The sequence below is a fragment of the Corynebacterium sp. MSK073 genome, assembly GCF_030232085.1.
Lineage (GTDB): Bacteria > Actinomycetota > Actinomycetes > Mycobacteriales > Mycobacteriaceae > Corynebacterium.
This window is the reverse complement of record NZ_JASPIY010000013.1, coordinates 1-22,091: the sequence shown is the minus strand read 5'-3', so window position 1 is coordinate 22,091 and position 22,091 is coordinate 1. Positions and strand designations below refer to the sequence as shown.

Here is a 22,091-nt window from a genome sequence, read left to right as displayed (position 1 = left end):
AGGCCCCAAGAATTGGACTGGCATTCTTTATCGCTACGCCAATTATTGACATAGTCTTGTTAATTTTCTCATTTTTCACTCTGCATACTGACGGCGAAGCGGGATTCATGCACGGTTTCGCAGCTTTTTATATCGCATTTTCGCTGGTCTTTGGCGGTGACATCATTCGCGCAGTTGATCGGAAACTCAGTGGGAGGTCGAAAACCGAGTCTGGGAATCAGTCCGATAATAATTTAAGAAAATCCGTATATGCCAGTGCGGTGACGGCTGCGATCCTTATAGTTAGCATCGCGGTGGTAGGGCTAAACGGCAGCTTCTGGTTGATTTATTGGCTTATTGCCGTGCTCTTTACCCCACCGATGTGGTGGGGCATTGAAAAATTTAGTCGCCGTGCTTAAGTAGGCGCGGAACCACCTTGCCGGTGGCATTGCGCGGTAGCTTGGATAGGAAGTGTACGTCGCGGGGCACGGAGTGCTCGGCGAGCTTATCGTGCACCCAGGCGCGGATGGCATCGGCAGTCAGATCGCGGCCGGCGGCATCGGCAGTAGGCACCGCCCAGACGGCGATGCGGCTGAAGGTCTCGCTATCCTCCACGCCACCCGCGTGCACCTCATCGATGCCGGGCATGGCCTCGAGCACCTCGGTCACGGACTGGGGGTGGACATTCTCGCCACCCACGATGATCATGTCATCGGCCCGGCCCACGACGTGGAGGAAGCCCTGCTTGTCGATGTACCCCAGATCACCGATCGACAACAATCCATCGACCCGATTGAGCTTGAGCTTGGGGTTAGTATAGCCGGTCATGGCGGTGGAATTGGTGAGGTAGATTTCGCCCACCTCGCCGCGGGGAACGGGGTAGCCCTCCTCATCGAGGATGCGAAGCTTGGTGCCATTGGCTACCTTGCCCACCGCATCAGGGTTTTCTGCGACCTGTTCCATCGTGGCCGTTGAGGCAAGAGCAAGCTCCGTGGAACCATAAACGTTGCACAGGATGGGGCCGAAGCGCGCGTTGGTGTCCTTGACCACCTGCGGGGTAAGGGCATTGCCGGCGGAGGCGATGAAGTTCAGGCTAGAGGTATCGAAAGCGCCCTCGGGATCGTGATCCACCAAGCGCTTGAAAAAGATGGGGGAGGAGAGCATGCCGTCGAGGCGGTAGCGTTGGACATCATCAAGCACCTGCTCCGGTTCAAAAACGCGGCGGGTGACGATGGTATTGCGCAGCCCCAAGGCAATATTGATGCAAGCCCAGCCCCAAGTGTGGAAGATGGATGCCGTCATCTGCACGCGCTGATCGGCGCGCCACGGGATATTGCCCACGATGGAGGCGAGGACAACCGGCAAGGTCGGCTCGGGGCGGACGATGCCCTTGGGGATGCCGGTCGTGCCGGAGGACATCAGCACGATGGGGCCGTGCTTGGGAAAGGCGGGCAGCTCGATATCCAGGGGGTTCTTCACGATCTTATCGAGCGTGGGTAGATCGCTTGCCCCCGTATCGTGGGCGATGATGACCGGGATATCGAGGTTGGGATTGACGCGGTCGATGAATTCATCATCGATGACGAGGACGTTAATGCCATTTTCTTCGATGCAGCCGGCGAGCTGCTCTGGGGAAGAACCGACATTGAGCAGGTAGATCCCGGCACCGGCGTAGCCCTTGGCGCCCAAGGGAATGATGATGCCTCGGCCGTTGCGGGCCATGACGCCGAGCCGGATTTCCGGCAGTTCCAGGGACTCTAGGTAGCGGGCGAAATTCTGCGCGTGGGATCGCAACTGGCGGTAGGTGAGGGTGCCGTCGTCATCGATAAGCGCGAGGCGATCGGGGCAGGTTAAATAGGCCTGCTCGATTTCGCGCGCCGTGGTGAAGCGGTAGCGCGCGAGGTTGGGCAGGAGCTTGATCTGCCCGCTCAGCCCGCCTTGCCGGGTAATCAGCCCCGATTTGAAGAGGGCAGGGAAGAACTGGCTGAGCGCGGACGCGTGGAAGGAAACATCAGACAATTTCATGAAAGAGATAACTCCGAAAAGGCGAAGATAACAAAAATATAACTACGATCGATATCGTTAGAAGGAAAGATGATGTTGCTTCTAACTCGAAAAATGTTACTGGAGTGACTAATCTACACTTAAGTTACAAGGTTTGAAGAAAAGGTCCCTCAATGAAATCCCTAAAACTCAAGGCATTTTCGGTCGTCGCTTCCGCGATCGCGGTGGTGGGCGTGGCGGTAGCGGCGCCGCAGGCTAGCGCGGCGGAGCGCAATCTCGTTTCCTTCGGTGACTCGGTCATGGCGGATCCGAACGGCGGAGAATACTTGAAGGACCGCTTCAATCCAACGCGGGTCATCGGGGAAAACTGCCCCACCTCCTTCAACTATGCGAAGCGGGCTGGCGCCAAGATGGGCCTGCCGGTGCGCGATTTCTCCTGCTCTGGTGCGGTGTCGATGTCCAATGGCCCGCAGATCTGGCAGCAGGTTGATGCCGCCATCGGATCTGGCGCGCTGACCCCAGATACGGCGCGCGTGTTGATTACTACCGGCTTCAACGACACCTATAACCACCGCGATCTGAACATGGATCAGATCCGCCGGGAATTTACGGATCGCACCGCCCCGCAGGTTGAGCGGATTAAGCACGCCGCGCCGAATGCCCGCATCCAGATCGTGGGCTACCCCACCATCGGATCGGGTCCGCACTACTGCCTCGTTCACGTTGGCCCGACGCCGCTGGATTCGACCTTCCTGCCCATGGTTCAAGACTACGAGAATAAGGCGCAGTGGATGCAGGTTGATCTGGCGGCACGCACGGGCGTGCAGTTCCTGGATATGAAGCCATCGACCCGTAATAACGGCATGTGTGCCAATGCGAATGACCGCATGTGGGCAGGTCTGGTGGACTTTACGGCGGGTGCGGGTAACCTGCCCATCCATATGAACCAGCGTGGCCACGAGCATGCGGCCAATGTGATTGCGGCTTCCTAGCAACCATTTTCATTACCGCGGACATATTGAAAATGTAGGTATGGTTGTGGACATGACTGTAAAAGCTGTTATTGCCCGCTCTAAGGGTGCGGAAGTTGAGACCGTAAATATCGTCGTTCCCGATCCCGGCCCCAATGACGTCATCGTGCGGGTGCAGGCTTGCGGTGTATGCCACACCGACTTGGCCTACCGCGATGGTGACATCGAGGATGCCTTCCCCTTCCTGCTGGGCCACGAGGCGGCAGGCGTGGTGGAGACCGTAGGTTCTGCGGTCACCCACGTGGAGGAGGGCGATTTCGTCGTCCTGAACTGGCGCGCGGTGTGCGGCGAGTGCCGCGCTTGCAAGAAGGGTGAGCCCAAGTACTGCTTCAATACCCACAACGCGTCCGCTCGCATGACACTCGCAGACGATGATCCGGACGCCGGCACCGAGCTCACGCCTGCGCTGGGCATCGGTTCCTTCGCGGAGAAGACCCTGGTCCACGAGGGCCAGTGCACCAAGGTTGATGAGATGGATCCTGCCGCTGCTGGCCTGCTGGGCTGCGGCATCATGGCTGGCCTCGGTGCTTCCGTTAATACCGGCGATATCCAGCTGGGCGAGTCCGTGGCCATCTTCGGCTGCGGCGGCGTTGGCGTGGCAGCGATTGCCGGTGCGAAGCTGGCGGGCGCGGCGAAGATCATCGCCGTAGACATCGACGAGTCCAAGCTGGAGACCGCGCGCGAGTTCGGCGCCACCGACACCATTTGCTCGAAGGGCATGTCGGAGCAGGAGGTCATCGATGCGGTGCGCGATCTCACCGGCGGCTTCGGCACGGATGTTTCCATCGACGCGGTGGGCATCCAGCCGACGTGGCGCCAGGCCTTCTACTCCCGCGATCATGCCGGCCGCATGGTGATGGTGGGCGTGCCTAACCTGACCGATCACGTGGACATCCCGGCCATCGATCTCTACGGCCGCGGCGGTTCCATCAAGCCGGCTTGGTACGGCGACTGCTTGCCGGAGCGCGACTTCCCCGCATACGTTGCCCTGCACAAGGCCGGCAACTTCCCGCTGGATAAGTTCGTTTCTGAGCGCATCGCGCTTGACGATGTCGAGTCTTCCTTCCAAACTATGAAGGACGGCAAGGTACTACGTTCGGTGGTGGAATTTTAATGCAGATTGAAAGCACAGTAACTTCTGGCAAGTTCCGCTTGGATGGCGGCGAATGGGACGTGGACAATAACGTCTACGTGCTTGGCGATGCCTCCAGCGTCTACATCGTCGACCCTTCCCACGACCTCGATGCCGTGGCAGAGCTGGTGGGCGATCGCAAGGTTGAGGGCATCATCTTGACCCACGGCCACAACGATCACTGCGAGCTCGCGCCGGAGGCGGCGAAGCGCTTCGACACGGATGTCTACATGCATCCGGACGATGACATGCTCTGGCGAGAGGCGAATGGCGATGCCCACTACATCGACCTAGCCGATAACGGCCAGTTCGACATCAACGGTGAGAAGATCACTGTCTACCACACACCGGGCCACTCGCCGGGCTGCGTTGTCCTCTACGTCGATGGCACCCTGCTGTCTGGCGATACCCTGTTCAACGGCGGCCCTGGCGCGACGGGGCGCAAGTACTCGGACTTCGATGTCATCATCGAATCCCTGCGCAACGTCGTATTCAACCTGCCGGATGACACGAAGGTCTTGCCGGGACACGGCGATGCCACGACGGTGGGCGCGGAAGCGGCGCGTATCGACGAGTACATCGAGCGCGGCTACTAATAATCGCGCAAGTACTCCCCGTAGCCGGATTTGAGGAGGGGCTGGGCTAGCGCTTCCAGCTCCGCCTGCGAGATGAATCCGGCTTCATAGGCTGCCACTTCGGGGGAACCGATGACGATGCCCGTCCTTTTTTGCATCACCTCTACGTAGGCGGCGGCCTCGCTCATGGAATCGACGGTGCCGGTATCCAACCACACGCTGCCGCGGTGGAGGCGCTGCACGCTCAGCGCGCCGCGGCGCAGGTAGGCCTCGTTAATGGAGGTGATCTCGAGCTCCCCGCGATCGCTAGGCGTGATGGACTTAGCGATATCGATAACCGAATTATCGTAGAAATACAGCCCGACGACGGCGTGATTAGACCGCGGTTCCTCCGGCTTTTCTTCGATGCTCAGTGCTTGACCAGCTCGGTCGAATTCCACGACTCCGTAGCGCTGCGGATCCGATACCTCATAGGCGAAGATGATGCCGCCCTCTGGATTGCGGCACTGGCTTAGCTCCCCGCCGAAGCCGTGGAAGATATTATCGCCGAGGACCAGCGCAACGCCGTCATCACCAATGAAATCCTCCCCAATCAAAAAGGCCTGCGCCAACCCTTCTGGGCGGGGCTGGACGGCGTAATCGATCATCAACCCGAGTTGGGATCCATCCCCGAAGAGCCTCTGAAAGGCCCCAGCGTCCTCTGGGGTGGTGATGATGAGGATCTCCCGAATGCCCGCTTGGATGAGCGTGGTCAACGGGTAGTAGATCATCGGCTTGTCATAAATGGGCATGAGCTGCTTAGAGATGCCCTTAGTGATGGGATAAAGCCGCGTTCCGGATCCACCGGCAAGGATTATTCCTTTCATCGCTACTCCTCGCTGGCCTCTGCGGTCTCAGCGGTTTTGGCGGTTTCTGCGGCGCTGGGCTCGCTGGTATTGCCAGTATCGCTGGGCTCACTAGGGTACAGCGCGAGGTACAAGGCGAGTGCGGCCCGCCAATTCTGCGGGGAAAAGCCCGTGGCCTCGATTTTGTCTAGGGCAAGCGTTGATTCTTTGGGCCGTGGTGCTTCGGGGCCAGCGATTTCCCGATACTGTTCGGTGCTTACCGGCGTGACCTCTGATGGGTCATGGCCCAAGCCGATGAATACGGACATCGCCATTTCATCGCGCCCGACGGTATCGCCAGAATTGGAAATATTATAGATTCCGTACTCGGGCTGGGTGTGCAGGAGATGCGCGATGCCCTTCGCCAGATCCTCGGCAAAGGTGGGTCGCCCGCGCTGGTCATGAATGACCTTCGGCTCTTTATCGGCTTCGGCGAAGCGGCGCATGGTGGCGATGAAGTTTGGGCCATCGCCAAATACCCACGAGGTGCGCACGACATAATGCTGCGGTGCGGTCTGCGCGGCGGTTTCGCCCGCGGCCTTCGACGCCCCGTAGGCGGAAAGGGGCGAGGGAATCTCGTCTTCGGTATGCAGCTCCTTAGAACCATCGAAAATGTAGTCGCTGGATACGTGCACGAAGGTCAGCTGGTTTTCGGCAGCGATGCGGGCGAGCTTGGCCGGCGCGTCGGCGTTCACGGCCCAGGCGGCGGCGCGATCGTCCTCAGCGCCATTGACGTCGTTGTAGGCGGCGCAGTTGATGATGGCCTCGTATTGCTTCCACTGGCGCTGCGGGGGATTGGTGATGTCGAACTCCGCATGGGTGCAGAACTCGGCATTCTTAAGAACCCGCTTCAGCGCCCTACCGAGCTGGCCATTCGCACCGGTAACGAGGATTTTGCGGGGAGGCATGGGGGCTACGTCGGCAAGCGCAGGCAGGTGCTTATCCTTTTCTGATACCTCACGCGGTTCGAGGGGCCACTCCACGGCGCCGAGGTTGATTCCGGTATAGCGCGCCTCGGGGGACCAGTGCTCGTTGACCAGGTAGGAGTAGGAAGTTTCCTCGAGCGCTTGAAAGCCATTGGCAACCCCGCGCGGTACAAATATGGCGGTCTCCGGACCCACTTCATGGGTGACGATTTCCCCAAAGGTTTCCGATCCTTCGCGGAGATCGCACCAGGCGCCAAAGATCTTGCCGTGCGCGACGGAGACGAGCTTGTCCCAGGGCTCGGCGTGCAGCCCGCGCGTGGCACCAGTGCGGTTAAAAGAAATATTGTTTTGCACCGGCTGGAACGAAGCCAACTCTGGCGCGGCCTCGCCAAGCTTTTCGCGCTGCCAGTTTTCCTTGAACCAGCCACGGTTATCCCCGTGCACGTCCAGCTCGATGATGCGTAGGCCTTCAATGGCGGTGTTGTGTACCTGCATAATTACTGTCCTTGCTCTTTATAGCGGGCTTCTACAGAATCCTTTTGGGAGCGCCACCACGTTTCGTTATCGCGATACCAGGCGATGGTATCTTCCAGACCCGCCCGGATATCGGTATAGCGGGGCTGCCACTCTAATTCGCGGCGTAGCTTGGAGGCGTCCATGGCATAGCGCTGGTCGTGGCCGGGCCGGTCCGCCACGTGCTCGTACAGGGCTCGACCTCCCTGGGTATGTCCCATGATTTCGCAGATTATCTCGATGATGCGCTTATTATCGATGTCCGGCTGGTCAGCGCCGATATTATACGTTTCACCGATCCGCCCTTCCTCGATGATTTTTAGCACCGCCGCGTTGTGATCATCGACGTGGATCCAGTCTCGAACCTGCTCGCCCGTGCCGTAGAGCTTGGGGGTATGCCCGGAGAGGATATTGGTGATTTGGCGCGGGATGAACTTTTCGATGTGTTGGTAAGGCCCGTAATTATTTGAGCAATTAGAAAGGGTGGCGCGCAGGCCAAAGGATCGGACCCATGCCCGCACGAGGTGATCGGAGCTCGCCTTGGTGGCCGAATAGGGGCTGGAGGGCGCGTATGCGGTATCTTCCGTGAACTTGGTATCCGCCCCAATTTCTAAGTCCCCGAAGACTTCATCGGTGGAAACGTGGTGAAAGCGGACATCGTATGTCCGGCAGGCCTCTAGAAGGGTATAGGTACCCACCACATTGGTGTGGATAAACGGGGAGGGATCCCGCAGGGAATTATCATTATGGGACTCGGCTGCGAAGTGCACGACGATATCCGCCTTGGCGACGAGCGGATTCACCACCGTAGGATCCGCGATATCGCCCTCCACTAATTCCACATCGAGCCCCGCAAGGTTATCCCGGTTGCCGGCATAGGTCAGCTTATCCAGGACGGTGATGCGGGTATCTGGGCGCACCTTGGTCATGAGGCGCACGAAATTGGCGCCGATGAAGCCGGCGCCGCCAGTAACGAGCATGGTGTGCATGAGTCTCCAGTGTAGGGCAGTCCGTACAAGCGCTGCGCGTGGCCAGCCCCAAAACGCTTGTACACGCACTTCTAGGCCGCACGACATGATCGTACGGCCTGAAGGCACGGTAGCGGGTGGATAGTAGGGCATGCTCACGCTGCGCCGGGAGGTGGTGGACTAGGTGGTGAATCCGTCCCGGAAGTGTGTGGCGAATAGGCCGGGGAACTGGGTGGTGAATCCACCGGTTCATGAGGCTGAGCAGGCGGGTTAGCGAGCTTGCGCGCCGGGGCTTGCTCTGCAGCGGGGGAGTTATTGAGCTCCACCGAAGGAGAAAGCCCTCCGGTATGCGCTGAGCGGTAACCCACCCGGCCCGTTTCTGGGTCTCTTTCCGCATGCCCCATGCCATTGCGGCCATCGCGGTTATCGTTATTGTCCACGTGGTGCCGGCGGCAGAGCAGAGTGAGGTTCTGGAGGTCTGTAGCTCCCCCGTGGGACCACGCCTGCAGGTGGTGGACATCGCAGTCTTGCCACGGCCGGTTGCAGTCTGGGTGGGTGCACACGATTTCACTGGCGGCGAGCGCCAGCTTTTGCCACAGCGACGCGGTGCGCTTGGTGCGGCCGAGCTCGAGCGGGAAGCCTTTGTCATCGACGGCGCAGAAAAAGTCGTTCCGCGCAGCGCCCAAGCGGAGAAGATCGAGCGGGGATAGGTCGATTCCCACGCTCGTGGTGAAGCGAGTATCGCTGTTCATCGCTTGTAGCTCTTCAAGGGTAGTGGCCACGAAGAAGGATCCGAGGCCGTCCGATTTCTTTTGGCCTGCGGATAAGTAGCTGCCTAGTGCCGCGGTCAACTGATCCGCCATGCGCTGGGCATAGGTACGCGTATCGTCTTCGGGGCTCAGGCTCTCGCTGCCCTTATTCTTGGCAGGGGCGAAGGCACTGGCCAGGACCGCGGCGGCAGAGGCATCGAGGTAGCCGGAGATGTGCACGCCACCGTCCGCATCTTGGTGAGAAATGCTGAAGCGGCGCTTGCGGGTGGCCGCGTGCGGATCGCGCTTCCCGGAGGGATCCACGGCATGCTTATTCGCCTTGCGGATGGCCTGACGCAGCCAATCCCGCAGGGATTCATAGGAGCGGCGCTTGGCCTCTTCCAGGGCCTTATTGCGCAGCTCCCATGGCCCAGGAACCGCGAACTTATTGAGGTTGCGCAGTTCCCGTTCGATGAGGTTGAGGACGCGCTCTGGGATAGGGTCTTCCTCGAAGAGCTTCTTGCGGCGCTGTTCTTCCGCGCGGCGCTCACGATCGGCGCGGCGGCGCGCTTCCTCCTCGGCTTTCTTTTGCGCCGCCGCGTCTGCCTCGTCATCCTCTGGCGGGGGAGTAGGTTCAGGATCCTCGATGGGAGCAAAGAGGTTCTTGCCATTGCGCAGGCGGGCGGCGGCCTCAGATTCCGTGAGGCCAAGGCGGGCGACTAAGTAATCCTTGGCCTTAGAGGAGCCGACCCGCCTGCCGGCATCATCGCGCTCTGCAATGAAGGCAAAGGCGGCATCGATGGTGGATTTATTGCCCAACGCCCGCTCTAAATGTTCGAAGTTGGGGTGGAGCAACTCGAAGGAGAGATCGTCCGGATTCTGCATAAGGTTGCGCAGGCGCGTAAGCCCCGCAGCCACATCTGAAATGGCTGTATTGATTTCCGTGTGCTTGGCAGTTTCCATGGTTCCCTCCTTCCTGTTTCGCTTTCATGTTCTATTGTAATCCAATAAAACGCCAGCGCAACAGCAAGAAAGGAATTGGTCAATAGACTGTACATTCCCCACTTAAACGGGCCCAGCCGCAACCAAACGCAAGCAACCCCCCACCAAACAGCGCCCAAAACCACTAATCCGGAAACTTGGGCAACGCTGTTTCATCGAGCCATGCGGCAACGGTGGCATCGAAAAGAGCGGCGTCCGGCGCAGCCTCACGGAAGGCGGAGAGGAGATCGGAGGGCTCGACCACGGAGTGCTGATGCTGGGTGAGGTAAAAGGAGAGGGTGGGGAAGAAGGCATCGCCAAGCAGCCGGTGAATGGCGTGTACCGCGAGGGCCCCGCGCTTGTACACGCGATCATCGAACATATCGCGCGCGCCCGGATCAGAAACCTTGATGTCTTGGCGCTTGCGGGACAGGACCTGATAATGCGAGCGCGCCGCCTCGCGCGCGGATGCGCCGCCCTTGTGCTCACCCCACAACCACTCGCTGTAGCAGGCAAAACCCTCATTGAGCCAAATATCCTTCCACTCAGAAAGGCCAACGGAATTGCCAAACCATTGGTGGGACAGCTCGTGTGCGATGAGCCGCTCAAAGGCGTGATCACCCTTCACATGGTTGGAACCAAAGATGGACAGGCCTTGGGCCTCGAGGGGAATCTCCAGCTCATCCTCGGTAATGACGACCTGATAGGTGGGGAAGGGATAAGGCCCGTAAATAGAGGAGAAGAAATCCACCATCTCCTGCTGCTGGGAAAATTCCTCCCGCACGCGCTCGCGCAAGAACGCCGAGGCCCACGCCTGGGTATCAGGCCCCAGCGAATAAGAAGAAAACTCTCCTACCTGCACCGTTGCCAGGTACGTGGCCATGGGGTGGCGAGTGCGGTAGTGCCACCGGGTGGTGGAACCGCCGGCCTTGCGGGAGACCAACTCGCCATTGGAAATGACGGTAAAGGGGCTATCGGCGGTGATGATGATGTCATACGGAGCCTTTTCTGAAGGCGTGTCATCGCACGGGAACCAGCTGGGCGCGCCATTGGGCTGGCTGGCCACCAATGAGCCGGATTCGGTTTCCTCCCACCCAATTTCGCCCCAGGTGGTGCGGATGGGGCGCGGGCTGCCGCCGTAGCGAATGTGCAGCTCAAACTCGGTACCGGCAGAGATCTCGGACGCAAAACGCAGACGCAGCTTCCCGGAAGATTGGCGGAACTTAGCCACCCGCGGGGCATGCTTGGCGGTCACGCGCCGGGCCACCATCGCCCCGCCGAGGTCCAAAGTTAAGGAGGTCAGCTCTTCCACCGCGCGCACGCTTAAAATGGCCTCACCCTGCAGCAGGTTAGGCTCCACGCGGTAGTTCAAGTCCAGCGTGTAGTGGGTGATTTCAAAACCAAGGTTGAAGTCCACGCCGGTATAGGGATCAGTATGCGCACTCGAAAAGGCGGTAGGAAGCAATGTCATAATATTGCGATCCTACCGCCCGTCACGCGCAGCCGAAATTTAGCTATTGAATGCCCGCTCGAATACTGGCCAAGAATCCTTCAGATCCTCTTTCCAGTGCGGCCACGAGTGGGTTCCGGTATTGCGGAAGTTGTAGGTGGCTGGCACTCCGGCCTGGTCAAGCTTGGCCTTGAAGTTGTGGGTGCAGTAGTTCACCCCAGCTTCGATGCCGCCGCCCTCAACCTGCAGGGTAGAAGACCCACGGATGGCATCTTCTTGGTCCAGACCCATAGAGCGCAGGTAGCTATAAGTGTCCTCTTCACTTGCCAGGCCGGAACCGGAAGAAATGTATAGCTCGGTACCGTGCAGCTTATCGGCGTTCATCATGGCGTCGTTGTAACGGTTGGTCTCAGAGCCGTACGGGCCCCACATCTGGTCCACGCTGCCGCCGCCGCGGTTGACGGTCAGCTCTACGGCCTGGCGCTCCAGCGGGTAAGCGGTAGCGGCACAACCGGCGTATGAGCCCACTGCATCGTAGAAGCCCTGGTTGTGCTGAGCTAGCAGCAAGGAAGAGGTGGCGGACATGGACATGCCCGCGATGGCGCGGTGGTTATCGGCATTGATGTGCTTCTCGATGGCCCCCGGCAGCTCCTTGGTCAAGAAGGTCTCCCACTTTTGTGGTCCCTTGAGGAAGCCCGAATTCGGCTCAGAGATCCAGTCGGTGTAGTAGGAGAAAGCGCCGGCCTGCGGGACGACGACGTTGACGTCCTTCGAGTGGTAGAAATCAACGGCATCAGAAAGCTTCAGCCAATCCATGTCTTGTTCTGCCCCGCCTGCGCCATTGAGCAGGTAAATGGTTGGGCGGTTTTCGCTCTTGGCGCGGATGACGGCTAGCGGAATCTTCCGGTCATTCATTGCCGGTGAGGTTGCCTCGAGCTTTTCAACGCGCGCATCGTCCTTGTACTTCTTGTACCAGGACTTACCCTCGATTTCCGGGGTAGGCTCCAGCGGGGAAATCGTGGACTGTGCGGCATCGCCCGCCACCTGCTGCGGGGTCAGCTCGGCCGCGCCTGCCACGGGGGCATAAGCCAAGCCCGTGCAAACCGCAGCTGCCGCGAGGACAGAATTGAGACGCTTCATGGTGCTTCTTTCCTGTAGGGAGTGGACTCGATAACTATACTTCGGCCGCGAAAAATCGGCATGTTGAGGGAAGTATATTTAGTATTCCTACATGTAGACCTAACCATTAATAGTGCCCAATAAACGCCTGGCGGTAAAGACTTTCACTGATGTGGGGGAATAGTGGGGGTAGGCATACCTTCATTGCCTTTTCTGCTATCAATAATAAGTAACGCTGGGACAACTGAGGTTTCTATGTCATAATTTCCCAATGAAGCACGGCGTGACGCGGTTGGCACCTGTAATAACACACCTGTAATAACATCAGTAACGGCTGCGTTAGTGCTTTTAGTGTGAAAAGCTAAGCAGCGAGATTGTCTACTCGCGCCCCATCAAGAGAAAGAACTTCAATGAACCTTTTTGACTCCGCCCTCGTGTCCTTCAATGAATTCATTGGGCCATTCATCCACTCTGCAATGGATGCATATTCCAAGCTGCTAGCATCCTTGGGCGTGATTTAAGTCCAAGATTGCTTAAGGGCCCTGCGGAGGTGTATCTGCTGCTTGCCGATGCCCCCTTGCAGGGCCCTTTCCCTATCCTCACCGCGGCTTGGGGTGGGGTGCCCCCAAGTGTGACCAATTACGCGACATTCAGGACAAAGTTACGTATCCTGTAGGGCGTGACTAACGAACATTATGACGTAGTAGTACTCGGTGCGGGCCCTGGCGGCTACGTTGCCGCCATCCGTGCAGCTCAGCTTGGAAAGAAAGTCGCTGTTATTGAAAAGCAGTACTGGGGCGGAGTCTGCCTCAACGTAGGCTGTATTCCCTCCAAGTCGCTGCTGAAGAATGCAGAGGTTGCCCACACCTTCAACCACGAGGCGAAGGCTTTTGGCATCTCCGGCGATGTTTCCTTTGATTTCGGTGTAGCCCACAAGCGCTCCCGCAAGGTTTCTTCGGGCATCGTCAAGGGCGTTCACTACTTGATGAAGAAGAACAAGATCACCGAGATCAACGGTCTGGGTTCCTTCAAGGACGATAAGACCATTGAGATTACTGAGGGCGATGACGAAGGTAAGACCGTTACCTTTGATGACTGCATCATCGCCACCGGCTCCGTGGTCAAGTCCCTGCCTGGCGTTGAGCTCGGCGGCAATATCGTCTCCTATGAGGAGCAGATCCTGAACGAGGAAGCACCGAAGTCCATGGTCATCGTGGGCGCCGGCGCGATCGGCATGGAGTTTGCTTACGTGCTGGCCAACTACGGTGTGGACGTTACCATCGTGGAGTTTATGGACCGCGTCCTGCCGAACGAGGACAAGGACGTATCCAAGGAGATTGCCAAGCAGTACAAGAAGCTCGGCGTTAAGCTCCTGACCGGTTACAAGACCACCTCTGTAAAGGACAACGGCGACGATGTCACCGTTGAGGTGGAATCCAAGGATGGCTCCAAGCAGGACACCTTGACCGTGGATCGCGCCATGATCTCCATCGGCTTTGCCCCGCGCGTTGAGGGCTTTGGCCTTGAGAACACCGGCGTTGAGCTGACTGAGCGCGGTGCCATCGACATCGATGACCGGATGCGCACCAACGTTGACCACATTTACGCCATCGGTGACGTCACCGCGAAGCTGCAGCTGGCCCACGTGGCAGAGGCGCAGGGCGTTGTAGCGGCAGAAACCATTGCTGATGCAGAAACCCAACTCTTGGGTGACTACAACAACATGCCGCGCGCTACCTTCTGCAACCCGCAGGTTGCATCCTTCGGTTACACCGAAGAGGCAGCCAAGGAGAAGTTCCCGGATAAGGACATCAAGGTTGCTACCTTCCCGTTCTCCGCAAACGGTAAGGCAGCCGGCCTGAATGAGACCGCCGGCTTTGTGAAGCTTATTGCTGACGGCGAGTTCGGCGAGCTCATCGGCGGACACATGGTGGGCTCCAATGTTTCGGAGCTCTTGCCTGAGTTGACCTTGGCGCAGCGTTTCGACCTGACCACTGAGGAAATCGGCCGCAACGTACACACCCACCCGACCTTGTCTGAGGCCATGAAGGAAGCCGCCGAAGGTATCAGCGGCCACATGATCAACCTCTAAACAAGCGTCCCCCTATACCGCATAACGGCACCGCAGCGTTCTCCAGAAAGGAGGACCGCGGTGCCGTTTCGCTGTGTGCGGATAAAGCCCAGCTAGTAAGGCGCGACCGCCGAGCGGTGGATATCGATATTGATTGCCTCGTTGATGGGCGGGAAAGCGCGCTGCGAGCAGTTTTCCCGGGCGCAGGTGCGACACCCTGGCCCGATGGGGGTGGCGGCGTGGAGATTGGTGAGGTCGAGGCCCTCCGCATAGACCGTGCGATCGGCGTGGCGGGCCTCGCAGCCCAAGCCAATGGCGAAGAGCTTATTGGTATCGCCGTAGCGTCCCTGATGGTGCTGCACGGCGCGGGAAATCCACAGGTAGTTGCGGCCATCGGGCATTTGCGCGAGCTGGCGCGAGATGACACCTGGACGGGTGAAGGTCTCGTAGACATTCCAGAGCGGGCAGGTGCCGCCGTTATTGGAAAAATGTACGCCGGTAGCGGATTGCCGCTTGGACATATTGCCGGCGCGATCCACGCGCACGAAGGTAAACGGAATGCCGCGCAGGTTATCGCGCTGCAGGGTGGAAAGCCGGGAGGCGACCGTCTCGTATCCCACGCCGAAGACCTGGCATAGGTATTCCACGTCGTAGCCGGCGCGCTCGGCCTCGCTGTGCATCATGGTATAGGGCATGAGTGTGGCGGCGGCGAAGTAGCTGGCCAGGCCGCGTTTTGCCAAGCTGCGGGAGGAATCAGAGGTAAAGGGCTCATCGGCCACGAGCACGGAGATCTGGTCCTGGGCCTCGAGCAGGCCGAGCTCGGCGGCCATGCGGAAGGCGCGTTGGCCCTCGCTCAGGCGCGAGGCGAGCGTGAACTGCCCGCTCTCGCGGTCAAAGCGGTGCAGAGTGCCATCCATCTGCGCCGTCAGCTCGATATCTACACTGTGTTTCTCGCGCAGCCGGTTTGCCAGCGCTTGCTCGGTATCGCGAATGCCGAACCCGGAAACGCCGAGGTCACCGGCAAGCTCCTCTGCGTGATGGTCCAGCCCGTCCAAGTAATTCTGCCGGGCGTAAAAGAAGTCCCGCACCTCATCGTGCGGCATGGATAGGGCAGCGGCGCTTTCCGATGTCCTCCTCGTATCCGTAGCCAGCGACAGCTTATCGCGTACATTGCGGTAGCGGCGGTGTACATCGACAAGCGTGCGGGCGACCGTGGGGTGGTTATACACCAGTTCCGATAGCTCCTGGAGCTCCACGGGGGAGGGGCAGAGCTCCTTGTCTTGGATGACGTCCTGGATCTCCGCGAGGAGGCGGGAATCATCATCGCGGGAGAAAAACGTGGCGTCGACGCCAAAGACCTCGGTAATGCGCAGCAGTACCGGCACGGTCAGGGGGCGGACGTCGTGTTCAATCTGGTTGACATAACTGGCGGAAAGGCCGAGGGTGCCAGCTAGGGAGGCTTGGCTGAGATCGCGTTCACGGCGAAGCTGGCGAAGGCGAGAGCCCACATACGTCTTACTCATGCGCCAAAGATTACTAGTAGAAAGCGCGGCTGTGCATCTTTATGGCGAAAATTTTGTGAAGACTCTTCGCTACCTGGACACAGGGTTTGTGGGGTTTCATGCGAAAGTTTGACACATAAAGGGGTGGGTTAATCACTCACGTAACACGGGGTGGTGAAGCTCACAGTTTGGTCCACAAATATGAAACATCTGCATTGCGGAAATGAAGGTACCCAAGGTAACAGCGTTTTCGCATTCTGCTTCTCAGGATACCCTTACCTAAAAGATCTCACCGCCTCATCGTGCCTGCGAACCGGGAGCAAATAACCGCTCGAAAATAACTAGTAACCAGCGGTTAAGCCCGGTTAAGGTGAGTATGACTATGGAGGTGTCATGACTTTAAAAAATCCGGACCGTGAGGCAATTGCTCACGGACACATCACTAATGAACCAATTCGTCAGAATCCCGGAACGCCATCGTGGGTACTGAAGCTCATCATGGCCGTTACCGGTTTGCTCTTTGCGCTTTTCGTGGTCGGCCACATGGCCGGCAACCTGAAGCTGTACATGCCGGCACACAACGGTGAGCCTGCCCTGGATGAGTACGGCGAGTTCTTGCGCTCTATGGGTGAACCGCTGCTGCCGCACGGCTCTGCCCTGTGGGTCATCCGCATCGTGCTGATCGTGGCAATCCTTGCCCACATCTACGGTGCCTTTACCTTGGCTTCCCGCTCCAAGGCATCCCGCGGCAAGTTCAAGCGCACCAACCTGATGGGTGGCCTGGATTCCTTCGCCACCAAGTCCATGCTGGTAACCGGTGTAGTGCTGCTGCTCTTCATCATCTTCCACTTGCTGGACCTCACCTTGGGCGTACAGCCGGTGGCCCCAGAGGCCTTCGTTGAAGGTTCTGTCAAGGCCAATATGATCGAAACCTTTAGCCGTTGGCCGGTCACTATCTTCTACGTGCTGGCAATGTGCTGCCTCTTCCTGCACCTGACCCACGGCATCCGCCTTGCCGCATCTGACCTGGGTATCACCGGTGCAAAATGGCGTCAGACCTTCTTGGTCTTGGCGTACATCATCCCGGCCGTTGTATGCATCGGCAACATCGTTATGCCTTTGTCCGTTGCCCTGGGCTTGGTCAGCTAAAGGAGATAGGAACCCATGACTACTACTGAACTCAAGCGTGAACACCCCAACTTCTCGCACCCAAAGTCCATCGTTGAGGGCGTCTCCGCTGGTAATATCCTGGAATCCCAGGAACCGCACGGTGTGCCGATGAAGGATATGTGGTCTCACCACGTTGACCACATGAACTTGGTCTCCCCACTGAACCGCCGCAAGTTCGAGGTCCTCGTCGTAGGTACCGGCTTGTCCGCGGGTGCTGCTGCGGCAGCCCTTGGTGAATTGGGCTACGGCGTCAAGGTCTTTACCTACCACGACTCCCCACGCCGCGCGCACTCCATTGCTGCGCAGGGTGGTGTCAACGCCTCCCGCGCCAAGAAGGTGGACAATGACTCCGCTTACCGCCACACCAAGGACACCGTGAAGGGTGGCGACTACCGCTGCCGCGAGTCCGACTGCTGGCGCCTGGCCAACGAGTCCGTTCGTGTTATCGACCACATGAACGCCATCGGCGCCCCGTTCGCCCGTGAGTACGGCGGCACCCTGGCCACCCGTTCCTTCGGTGGTGTGCAGGTCTCCCGTACCTACTACACCCGTGGCCAAACAGGTCAGCAGCTGCAGCTGTCCACGACCTCTGCACTGTACCGTCAGATCGGCCTGGGCAATGTGGAGCTTTTTGCCCACAACGATATGCAGGACATCATCACCTACGATGACAACGGCAAGAAGCGCGCGGGCGGCATTGTCACCCGCAACCTGATTACTGGTGAGCTCAAGGCCTTCACCGGCCACGCCGTCATCCTGGGTACCGGTGGTTACGGCAACGTCTACCACATGTCCACCCTGGCAAAGAACTCCAACGCCAGCGCCATGATGCGCGCTTATGACAAGGGCGCTTACCTGGCTTCCCCGGCGTTCGTGCAGTTCCACCCAACGGGCCTGCCAGTCAACTCCGACTGGCAGTCCAAGACCATTTTGATGTCGGAGTCCCTGCGTAACGATGGCCGCATCTGGTCCCCCAAGAAAGAGGGCGATGACCGCGACCCGAACAGCATTCCGGAGGAAGAGCGCGACTACTTCTTGGAGCGCCGCTACCCGGCCTTCGGTAACTTGGTTCCCCGTGACGTTGCCTCCCGTGCAATTTCCCAGCAGATCAACAAGGGCTTGGGCGTTGGACCGCTGAATAACTCGGTCTACCTTGACTTCCGTGACGCCATCGAGCGCCTGGGCAAGGACAAGATCCGCGAGCGTTACTCCAACCTCATTCAGATGTATGAAGAGGCCATTGGTGAGTCCGCCTACGAGACCCCAATGCGCATCGCTCCTACCTGCCACTTCACCATGGGTGGCCTGTGGACCGACTTCAACGAGATGACCTCTATTGACGGCCTCTTTGCCGCCGGTGAGTGCTCTTGGACCTACCACGGCGCTAACCGCCTGGGCGCGAACTCCCTGCTTTCGGCTTCCGTTGACGGCTGGTTCACCCTGCCGTTTACCATCCCGAACTACCTGGCTGACCACCTCAACGAGGACAAGCTGGCCGAGGATTCCGCTGAGGCACAGGAAGCCGTGCAGAAGTCCCAGGAGCGCATCGATAAGCTGATGCAGGTCCAGGGCGATGACCCGCACGGTCCGTCCCACTACCACCGCCAGCTGGGTGACCTGCTGTACTTCGGCTGCGGTGTGTCCCGTAACGTCGATGACCTGAAGGACACCATCGAGAAGATCCGCGCGCTGCGCGATGACTTCTGGAAGAACGTCCGCATCCCTGGTGAGGCGAATGACATGAACCAAGTCCTGGAATACGGCCTGCGCGTTGCCGATTACCTGGACCTGGGTGAGCTCATGTGCATCGATGCCCTTGACCGCGATGAGTCTTGCGGCGCTCACTTCCGCGAAGATCACCTTTCTGAAGAAGGCGAAGCCGAGCGTGACGATGAGAACTGGTGCTTCGTTTCCGCCTGGGAGCCGGGCGCGAACAAGAACGAGTTCATCCGCCACGCAGAACCCCTGTACTTTGACTCGATCCCGCTGATGACAAGGAACTACAAGTAATGAAATTGACACTTGAGATCTGGCGTCAAGCCGGACCCACCCAGGAAGGTAAATTCGAAACCGTCCAGGTGGATGATGCCTCCGAGCAGATGTCCATTCTGGAGCTATTGGACCACGTCAACGAAGGCTACATTGAGCGCGGCGAAGAGCCGTTCGCTTTCGCCTCTGACTGCCGCGAGGGCATCTGCGGTACCTGTGGTTTGACCGTCAACGGTCGCCCACACGGCCCGGGCCAGAACACCCCTGCCTGCCAGCAGCGCCTGTTCAACTTCAACGATGGCGACACCATTCAGCTGGAGCCCTTCCGCTCCGCTGCGTACCCCGTCATCAAGGACATGGTGGTTGACCGCTCCGCACTGGACCACGTGATGGAGCAGGGCGGCTACGTATCCATGGACGCCGGCACCGCACCGGATGCCGATACCATGCACATCAACCACGAGACCGCCGAGTACTCGCTGGACCACGCAGCATGCATTGGTTGCGGTGCCTGCGTTGCTGCCTGCCCGAACGGTGCGGCACACCTGTTCACCGGTGCCAAGCTGGTGCACCTGTCCATGATGCCGCTGGGTAAGGAAGAGCGCGGTAGCCGTGCCCGCAACATGGTTGCTGATTTGGAATCCAACTTCGGCCACTGCTCCCTCTACGGTGAGTGCGCCGATGTCTGCCCGGCTGGCGTCCCACTGATCGCAGTGTCTGCCGTTACCCGCGAACGTGCACGTGCTGCTTTCCGTGGCAAGGACGACTAAGCTAGAGTTATTCCGTAGGAATACTAGGAACGAGAGAAAGACAGAAAGACTCCGCCATGAGCGATAACACCCACGTAGTTGCTGACTACCAGAGCGAAACGTATCCGGAGTTCTCCGGCAAGATTCAGGACAACTACATCGAAGGCTACGACCCGGTATCCTTCGCAGCTCCTCACTCTTCCCTTCTCCGCACCTCCACGTGGGTCGGCATGGGCTTGATCCTGTCTTGCCTGCCAGCAGCCGGCATCCTCATCTGGGGCCTCGGCGTCTGGGACACCCCGCTGGGTACCGCAGGTGAAGGCAACTACGGTCTGACCATCGCCATCGGCGTCATTTCCCTGGTTGTGGTGGCCATCGCCGCCGCCGGCACCATCCACTATGGACGCCGCTACTACCGCCAGTACCGCAAGGAAACCGGCCGAGTTAACTAGTATTCGCTCTTAAAACACCTCCAGCCCCGCCTCCAATAGCATTGAGAACATGCCAGGAGGCGGGGCTGTTCCTGTTTTGACGGGGAGCTGGCGCTTGGCGATGCCCCCTTAGTACCCCACACCCCGCATCTGCTCGCGTTAGGGGAGGGGCTGCTGCCGGGAACAGCCGGTTCCTTCAGCTAGGACATAAAAGCACACAGGAAGACCTCTTAAGTCCTGAAATCAATCGGCCTTGTCGCATTCACGGCACGCTTATTCGGTGAAACCTTGTTTGACCGCGGCAATCATGTTGAAGTGCCCCGGGTTTTGTTCCTAGGCATGTGCCTTGATTTCTATTATTGCCTGTGGCGGGTTCTGCTTCCAAAACTCGGTTTCGACCTCGACCGGGGTTCGGTATCCCAAGCTTTGGTGGAGCCTTGTCTCGTTCCACCATGACACCCACTCGAACGTCGCGATTTCCACTTCGACAACGTCATCCCACCTGCGAGTATGGATGAGCTCATTCTTGTAGGAGCCGTTAACGTTTTCAGCCAAAGCATTGTCATTTCAGTCACCGACAGTCCCAGTAGAAGCGACAATCCCGTGCTGGGCGAGACGCTCGTTGTAGACAACGCTGACGTACTATAAGCCGTGATCCGAATGGTGAATGAGACCTGTTGTTTCCCTCGCACTCACAATCGCTTGATTGAGTGCTTGCAGCGGCAATGCCTGAAGTGCGCATGGAATCTGATAACGCCCATCCGACGATCCGCCGGGAGTAAACGTCAGTGACAAACGCGGCATACACAAAGCCTTTCTTCGTGCGCACATAGGTAATGTCGGCCACCCACAGCTTATTCGGGCCCCGGGCTTTGAACTCACGCCCCACTAAATCCGGGCGCAGATCCGGCACGTTGAGGTGTGCGGGTTGTGATAGGTGATCCGCCTTTGCCTTTGCCAGAAACACCAGCCAGGCGCATCAGCCGGGTAGCGTGCTCACGACCGATGTCGATTCCGTCACGGTGAAGCGCATGCCACATTTTCCGCACGCCGTAGACACCGTAATTATCCCGATGAACAGCACCAATGCGTTCAACTAGAACAGCATCACGAAGGCGACGAGCACTTAGCCCACGGGCTTTGGACTGGCGATAACCACGCGAAGTGATGAACCCACCAGCCCGGCTATTCTTTTAACGCCAGTGCAGATGAACTCGACAGAGAAATGATTGCGGTATTTATCGATGAACCGGATCATAACCGAGGCTTGGGGCCTGGTCGTGAGGCGAAAAAGCTGACGCAGCCTTCAGCAACTCATTGGTATCTCGAAGCTGGTGATTTTCACGGCGTAGCCTCGCGTTTTCGGCAGCCAAATCTTCAGGCACAGGTTCTGGGATGTTTCCCGCACGACGAGCAGACTTAAGTCCATAGACGAGCCGTGTGCCATGAAACCCCAACTTTGCAGCTACTGCCTGGCACGCGGCCTGCATCGACATGTTTTCCGCCACGATGCGGTCTTCCACGAGACGGACCACACGATCCTTCGCATCCTGGTCAAATTTTCTTGGCATATTCCAGATTTTCCCATCTACTCAAACGGAACAAAACCTGGGACACTTCAGTTGCTTTCGCTCCTTCAATATAGCCGTTGCATTCAATATCGCGTTTTGCTTTCCTCGCTCGCTGGGCAGCGCGCTTGTCTTCGATGTTGCAGATCATCAGCCACAGTGTCTTTAGTGCGGCAGTATCGTTTGGGAATTGACCCCGGTTACGGGTAGCTTTACGCAGTTCGGCGTTGAGCGATTCGATGGAGTTGGTGGTGTAGAGCACTCGCCTGGCCGTTGGCGGGAACTGCAGAAACGGCACGA

General features: G+C 58.6%; 18 protein-coding genes and 1 pseudogene. 9 read left to right on the top strand and 10 right to left on the bottom strand.

Annotated features, from left to right (window positions below; genetic code table 11):
* Positions 1–56 precede the first annotated feature (56 nt).
* Positions 57–398 (top strand): hypothetical protein, encoded by a 342-nt coding sequence (locus QP970_RS09100; protein ID WP_239268906.1) that lies wholly within the window; start codon positions 57–59, stop codon positions 396–398.
* On the opposite strand, the gene QP970_RS09095 is transcribed toward QP970_RS09100, so the two are convergent.
* Positions 382–2,004, bottom strand: a complete 1,623-nt coding sequence (locus QP970_RS09095; RefSeq protein ID WP_239268904.1) for an AMP-binding protein — start codon at positions 2,002–2,004, stop codon at positions 382–384. The genes QP970_RS09100 and QP970_RS09095 overlap by 17 nt on opposite strands.
* 152 nt (positions 2,005–2,156) lie before the next feature.
* Here QP970_RS09095 and QP970_RS09090 point away from each other — a divergent pair, with 152 nt between their 5' ends.
* The 3 genes from QP970_RS09090 to QP970_RS09080 are packed head-to-tail and all read left to right on the top strand — an operon-like array spanning position 2,157 to position 4,742.
* The gene (locus tag QP970_RS09090) at positions 2,157–2,975 is read left to right on the top strand and encodes a GDSL-type esterase/lipase family protein (RefSeq protein WP_239268902.1); all 819 of its coding nucleotides are present in this window, start codon (positions 2,157–2,159) and stop codon (positions 2,973–2,975) included.
* 52 nt (positions 2,976–3,027) lie between these two features.
* The gene (locus QP970_RS09085) at positions 3,028–4,128 is read left to right on the top strand and encodes an S-(hydroxymethyl)mycothiol dehydrogenase (protein WP_239268900.1); all 1,101 of its coding nucleotides are present in this window, start codon (positions 3,028–3,030) and stop codon (positions 4,126–4,128) included.
* Positions 4,128–4,742 carry an MBL fold metallo-hydrolase gene (locus QP970_RS09080; RefSeq protein WP_239268898.1) on the top strand — a complete coding sequence of 205 codons (615 nt, stop codon included), beginning with the start codon at positions 4,128–4,130 and terminating at the stop codon, positions 4,740–4,742. The genes QP970_RS09085 and QP970_RS09080 overlap by 1 nt, the downstream gene beginning before the upstream one ends.
* Here the strand turns inward: QP970_RS09080 and rfbA are convergent.
* From rfbA to QP970_RS09050, 6 genes are all read right to left on the bottom strand, one after another.
* On the bottom strand, positions 4,739–5,587 hold the full coding sequence (rfbA, locus tag QP970_RS09075) for a glucose-1-phosphate thymidylyltransferase RfbA (protein ID WP_239268896.1): 849 nt from the start codon (positions 5,585–5,587) through the stop codon (positions 4,739–4,741). The genes QP970_RS09080 and rfbA overlap by 4 nt on opposite strands.
* Positions 5,588–5,589: 2 nt before the next feature.
* On the bottom strand, positions 5,590–7,026 hold the full coding sequence (rfbD, locus tag QP970_RS09070; RefSeq protein ID WP_239268894.1) for a dTDP-4-dehydrorhamnose reductase: 1,437 nt from the start codon (positions 7,024–7,026) through the stop codon (positions 5,590–5,592).
* A 2-nt stretch (positions 7,027–7,028) separates the two neighbouring features.
* On the bottom strand, positions 7,029–8,033 hold the full coding sequence (gene rfbB / locus QP970_RS09065) for a dTDP-glucose 4,6-dehydratase (RefSeq protein ID WP_239268892.1): 1,005 nt from the start codon (positions 8,031–8,033) through the stop codon (positions 7,029–7,031).
* Between the two features lie 134 nt (positions 8,034–8,167).
* Positions 8,168–9,724: an HNH endonuclease signature motif containing protein gene (locus QP970_RS09060; RefSeq protein ID WP_284849724.1), complete on the bottom strand. Its 1,557-nt coding sequence runs from the start codon at positions 9,722–9,724 to the stop codon at positions 8,168–8,170.
* Between the two features lie 163 nt (positions 9,725–9,887).
* On the bottom strand, positions 9,888–11,213 hold the full coding sequence (locus tag QP970_RS09055; RefSeq protein ID WP_284869868.1) for a M1 family metallopeptidase: 1,326 nt from the start codon (positions 11,211–11,213) through the stop codon (positions 9,888–9,890).
* Positions 11,214–11,252: 39 nt separating this feature from the next.
* Positions 11,253–12,332: an alpha/beta hydrolase gene (locus tag QP970_RS09050; protein WP_239268888.1), complete on the bottom strand. Its 1,080-nt coding sequence runs from the start codon at positions 12,330–12,332 to the stop codon at positions 11,253–11,255.
* Positions 12,333–12,990: 658 nt separating this feature from the next.
* Between QP970_RS09050 and lpdA the strand changes: the two genes are divergently transcribed.
* A complete protein-coding gene (gene lpdA / locus QP970_RS09045; protein ID WP_005276561.1) occupies positions 12,991–14,403 on the top strand; it encodes a dihydrolipoyl dehydrogenase in 1,413 nt (470 codons plus the stop codon).
* 92 nt (positions 14,404–14,495) lie between these two features.
* On the opposite strand, the gene ramB is transcribed toward lpdA, so the two are convergent.
* Positions 14,496–15,905, bottom strand: coding sequence for an acetate metabolism transcriptional regulator RamB (gene ramB / locus QP970_RS09040; protein ID WP_284771959.1), 1,410 nt, complete (start codon positions 15,903–15,905; stop codon positions 14,496–14,498).
* A 372-nt stretch (positions 15,906–16,277) separates the two neighbouring features.
* On the opposite strand from ramB, the gene QP970_RS09035 reads away from it, so the two are divergent.
* The 4 genes from QP970_RS09035 to QP970_RS09020 are packed head-to-tail and all read left to right on the top strand — an operon-like array spanning position 16,278 to position 20,244.
* A complete protein-coding gene (locus tag QP970_RS09035; RefSeq protein WP_284771958.1) occupies positions 16,278–17,033 on the top strand; it encodes a succinate dehydrogenase cytochrome b subunit in 756 nt (251 codons plus the stop codon).
* 15 nt (positions 17,034–17,048) lie between these two features.
* Entirely contained in the window at positions 17,049–19,064 is a 2,016-nt protein-coding gene (locus QP970_RS09030) for a fumarate reductase/succinate dehydrogenase flavoprotein subunit (protein ID WP_284771957.1), read from the top strand.
* Positions 19,064–19,813, top strand: a complete 750-nt coding sequence (locus QP970_RS09025) for a succinate dehydrogenase/fumarate reductase iron-sulfur subunit (protein WP_284869867.1) — start codon at positions 19,064–19,066, stop codon at positions 19,811–19,813. The genes QP970_RS09030 and QP970_RS09025 overlap by 1 nt, the downstream gene beginning before the upstream one ends.
* Before the next feature lie 56 nt (positions 19,814–19,869).
* The gene (locus tag QP970_RS09020) at positions 19,870–20,244 is read left to right on the top strand and encodes a hypothetical protein (RefSeq protein ID WP_005276566.1); all 375 of its coding nucleotides are present in this window, start codon (positions 19,870–19,872) and stop codon (positions 20,242–20,244) included.
* Between the two features lie 312 nt (positions 20,245–20,556).
* Here the strand turns inward: QP970_RS09020 and QP970_RS11705 are convergent.
* Positions 20,557–21,794, bottom strand: a pseudogene (locus QP970_RS11705) (IS3 family transposase).
* Positions 21,778–22,091, bottom strand: a 314-nt coding sequence (locus tag QP970_RS08995; protein WP_284869865.1) for a transposase, incomplete at its 5' end; no start/stop codon positions are given. The gene QP970_RS08995 and the pseudogene QP970_RS11705, both read right to left, overlap by 17 nt.

Excerpts from the sequence above, each read along its gene's own strand:
- rfbA (WP_239268896.1), bottom strand. The coding sequence starts at position 5,587 with ATGAAAGGAATAATCCTTGCCGGTGGATCCGGAACGCGGCTTTATCCC.
- QP970_RS09030 (WP_284771957.1), top strand. The coding sequence starts at position 17,049 with ATGACTACTACTGAACTCAAGCGTGAACACCCCAACTTCTCGCACCCA.
- QP970_RS09085 (WP_239268900.1), top strand. The coding sequence starts at position 3,028 with ATGACTGTAAAAGCTGTTATTGCCCGCTCTAAGGGTGCGGAAGTTGAG.
- QP970_RS09055 (WP_284869868.1), bottom strand. The coding sequence starts at position 11,213 with ATGACATTGCTTCCTACCGCCTTTTCGAGTGCGCATACTGATCCCTAT.
- rfbD (WP_239268894.1), bottom strand. The coding sequence starts at position 7,026 with ATGCAGGTACACAACACCGCCATTGAAGGCCTACGCATCATCGAGCTG.
- QP970_RS09090 (WP_239268902.1), top strand. The coding sequence starts at position 2,157 with ATGAAATCCCTAAAACTCAAGGCATTTTCGGTCGTCGCTTCCGCGATC.
- rfbB (WP_239268892.1), bottom strand. The coding sequence starts at position 8,033 with ATGCACACCATGCTCGTTACTGGCGGCGCCGGCTTCATCGGCGCCAAT.
- QP970_RS09095 (WP_239268904.1), bottom strand. The coding sequence starts at position 2,004 with ATGAAATTGTCTGATGTTTCCTTCCACGCGTCCGCGCTCAGCCAGTTC.
- QP970_RS09050 (WP_239268888.1), bottom strand. The coding sequence starts at position 12,332 with ATGAAGCGTCTCAATTCTGTCCTCGCGGCAGCTGCGGTTTGCACGGGC.
- QP970_RS09060 (WP_284849724.1), bottom strand. The coding sequence starts at position 9,724 with ATGGAAACTGCCAAGCACACGGAAATCAATACAGCCATTTCAGATGTG.
- ramB (WP_284771959.1), bottom strand. The coding sequence starts at position 15,905 with ATGAGTAAGACGTATGTGGGCTCTCGCCTTCGCCAGCTTCGCCGTGAA.
- QP970_RS09080 (WP_239268898.1), top strand. The coding sequence starts at position 4,128 with ATGCAGATTGAAAGCACAGTAACTTCTGGCAAGTTCCGCTTGGATGGC.
- QP970_RS09020 (WP_005276566.1), top strand. The coding sequence starts at position 19,870 with ATGAGCGATAACACCCACGTAGTTGCTGACTACCAGAGCGAAACGTAT.
- QP970_RS09035 (WP_284771958.1), top strand. The coding sequence starts at position 16,278 with ATGACTTTAAAAAATCCGGACCGTGAGGCAATTGCTCACGGACACATC.
- QP970_RS09025 (WP_284869867.1), top strand. The coding sequence starts at position 19,064 with ATGAAATTGACACTTGAGATCTGGCGTCAAGCCGGACCCACCCAGGAA.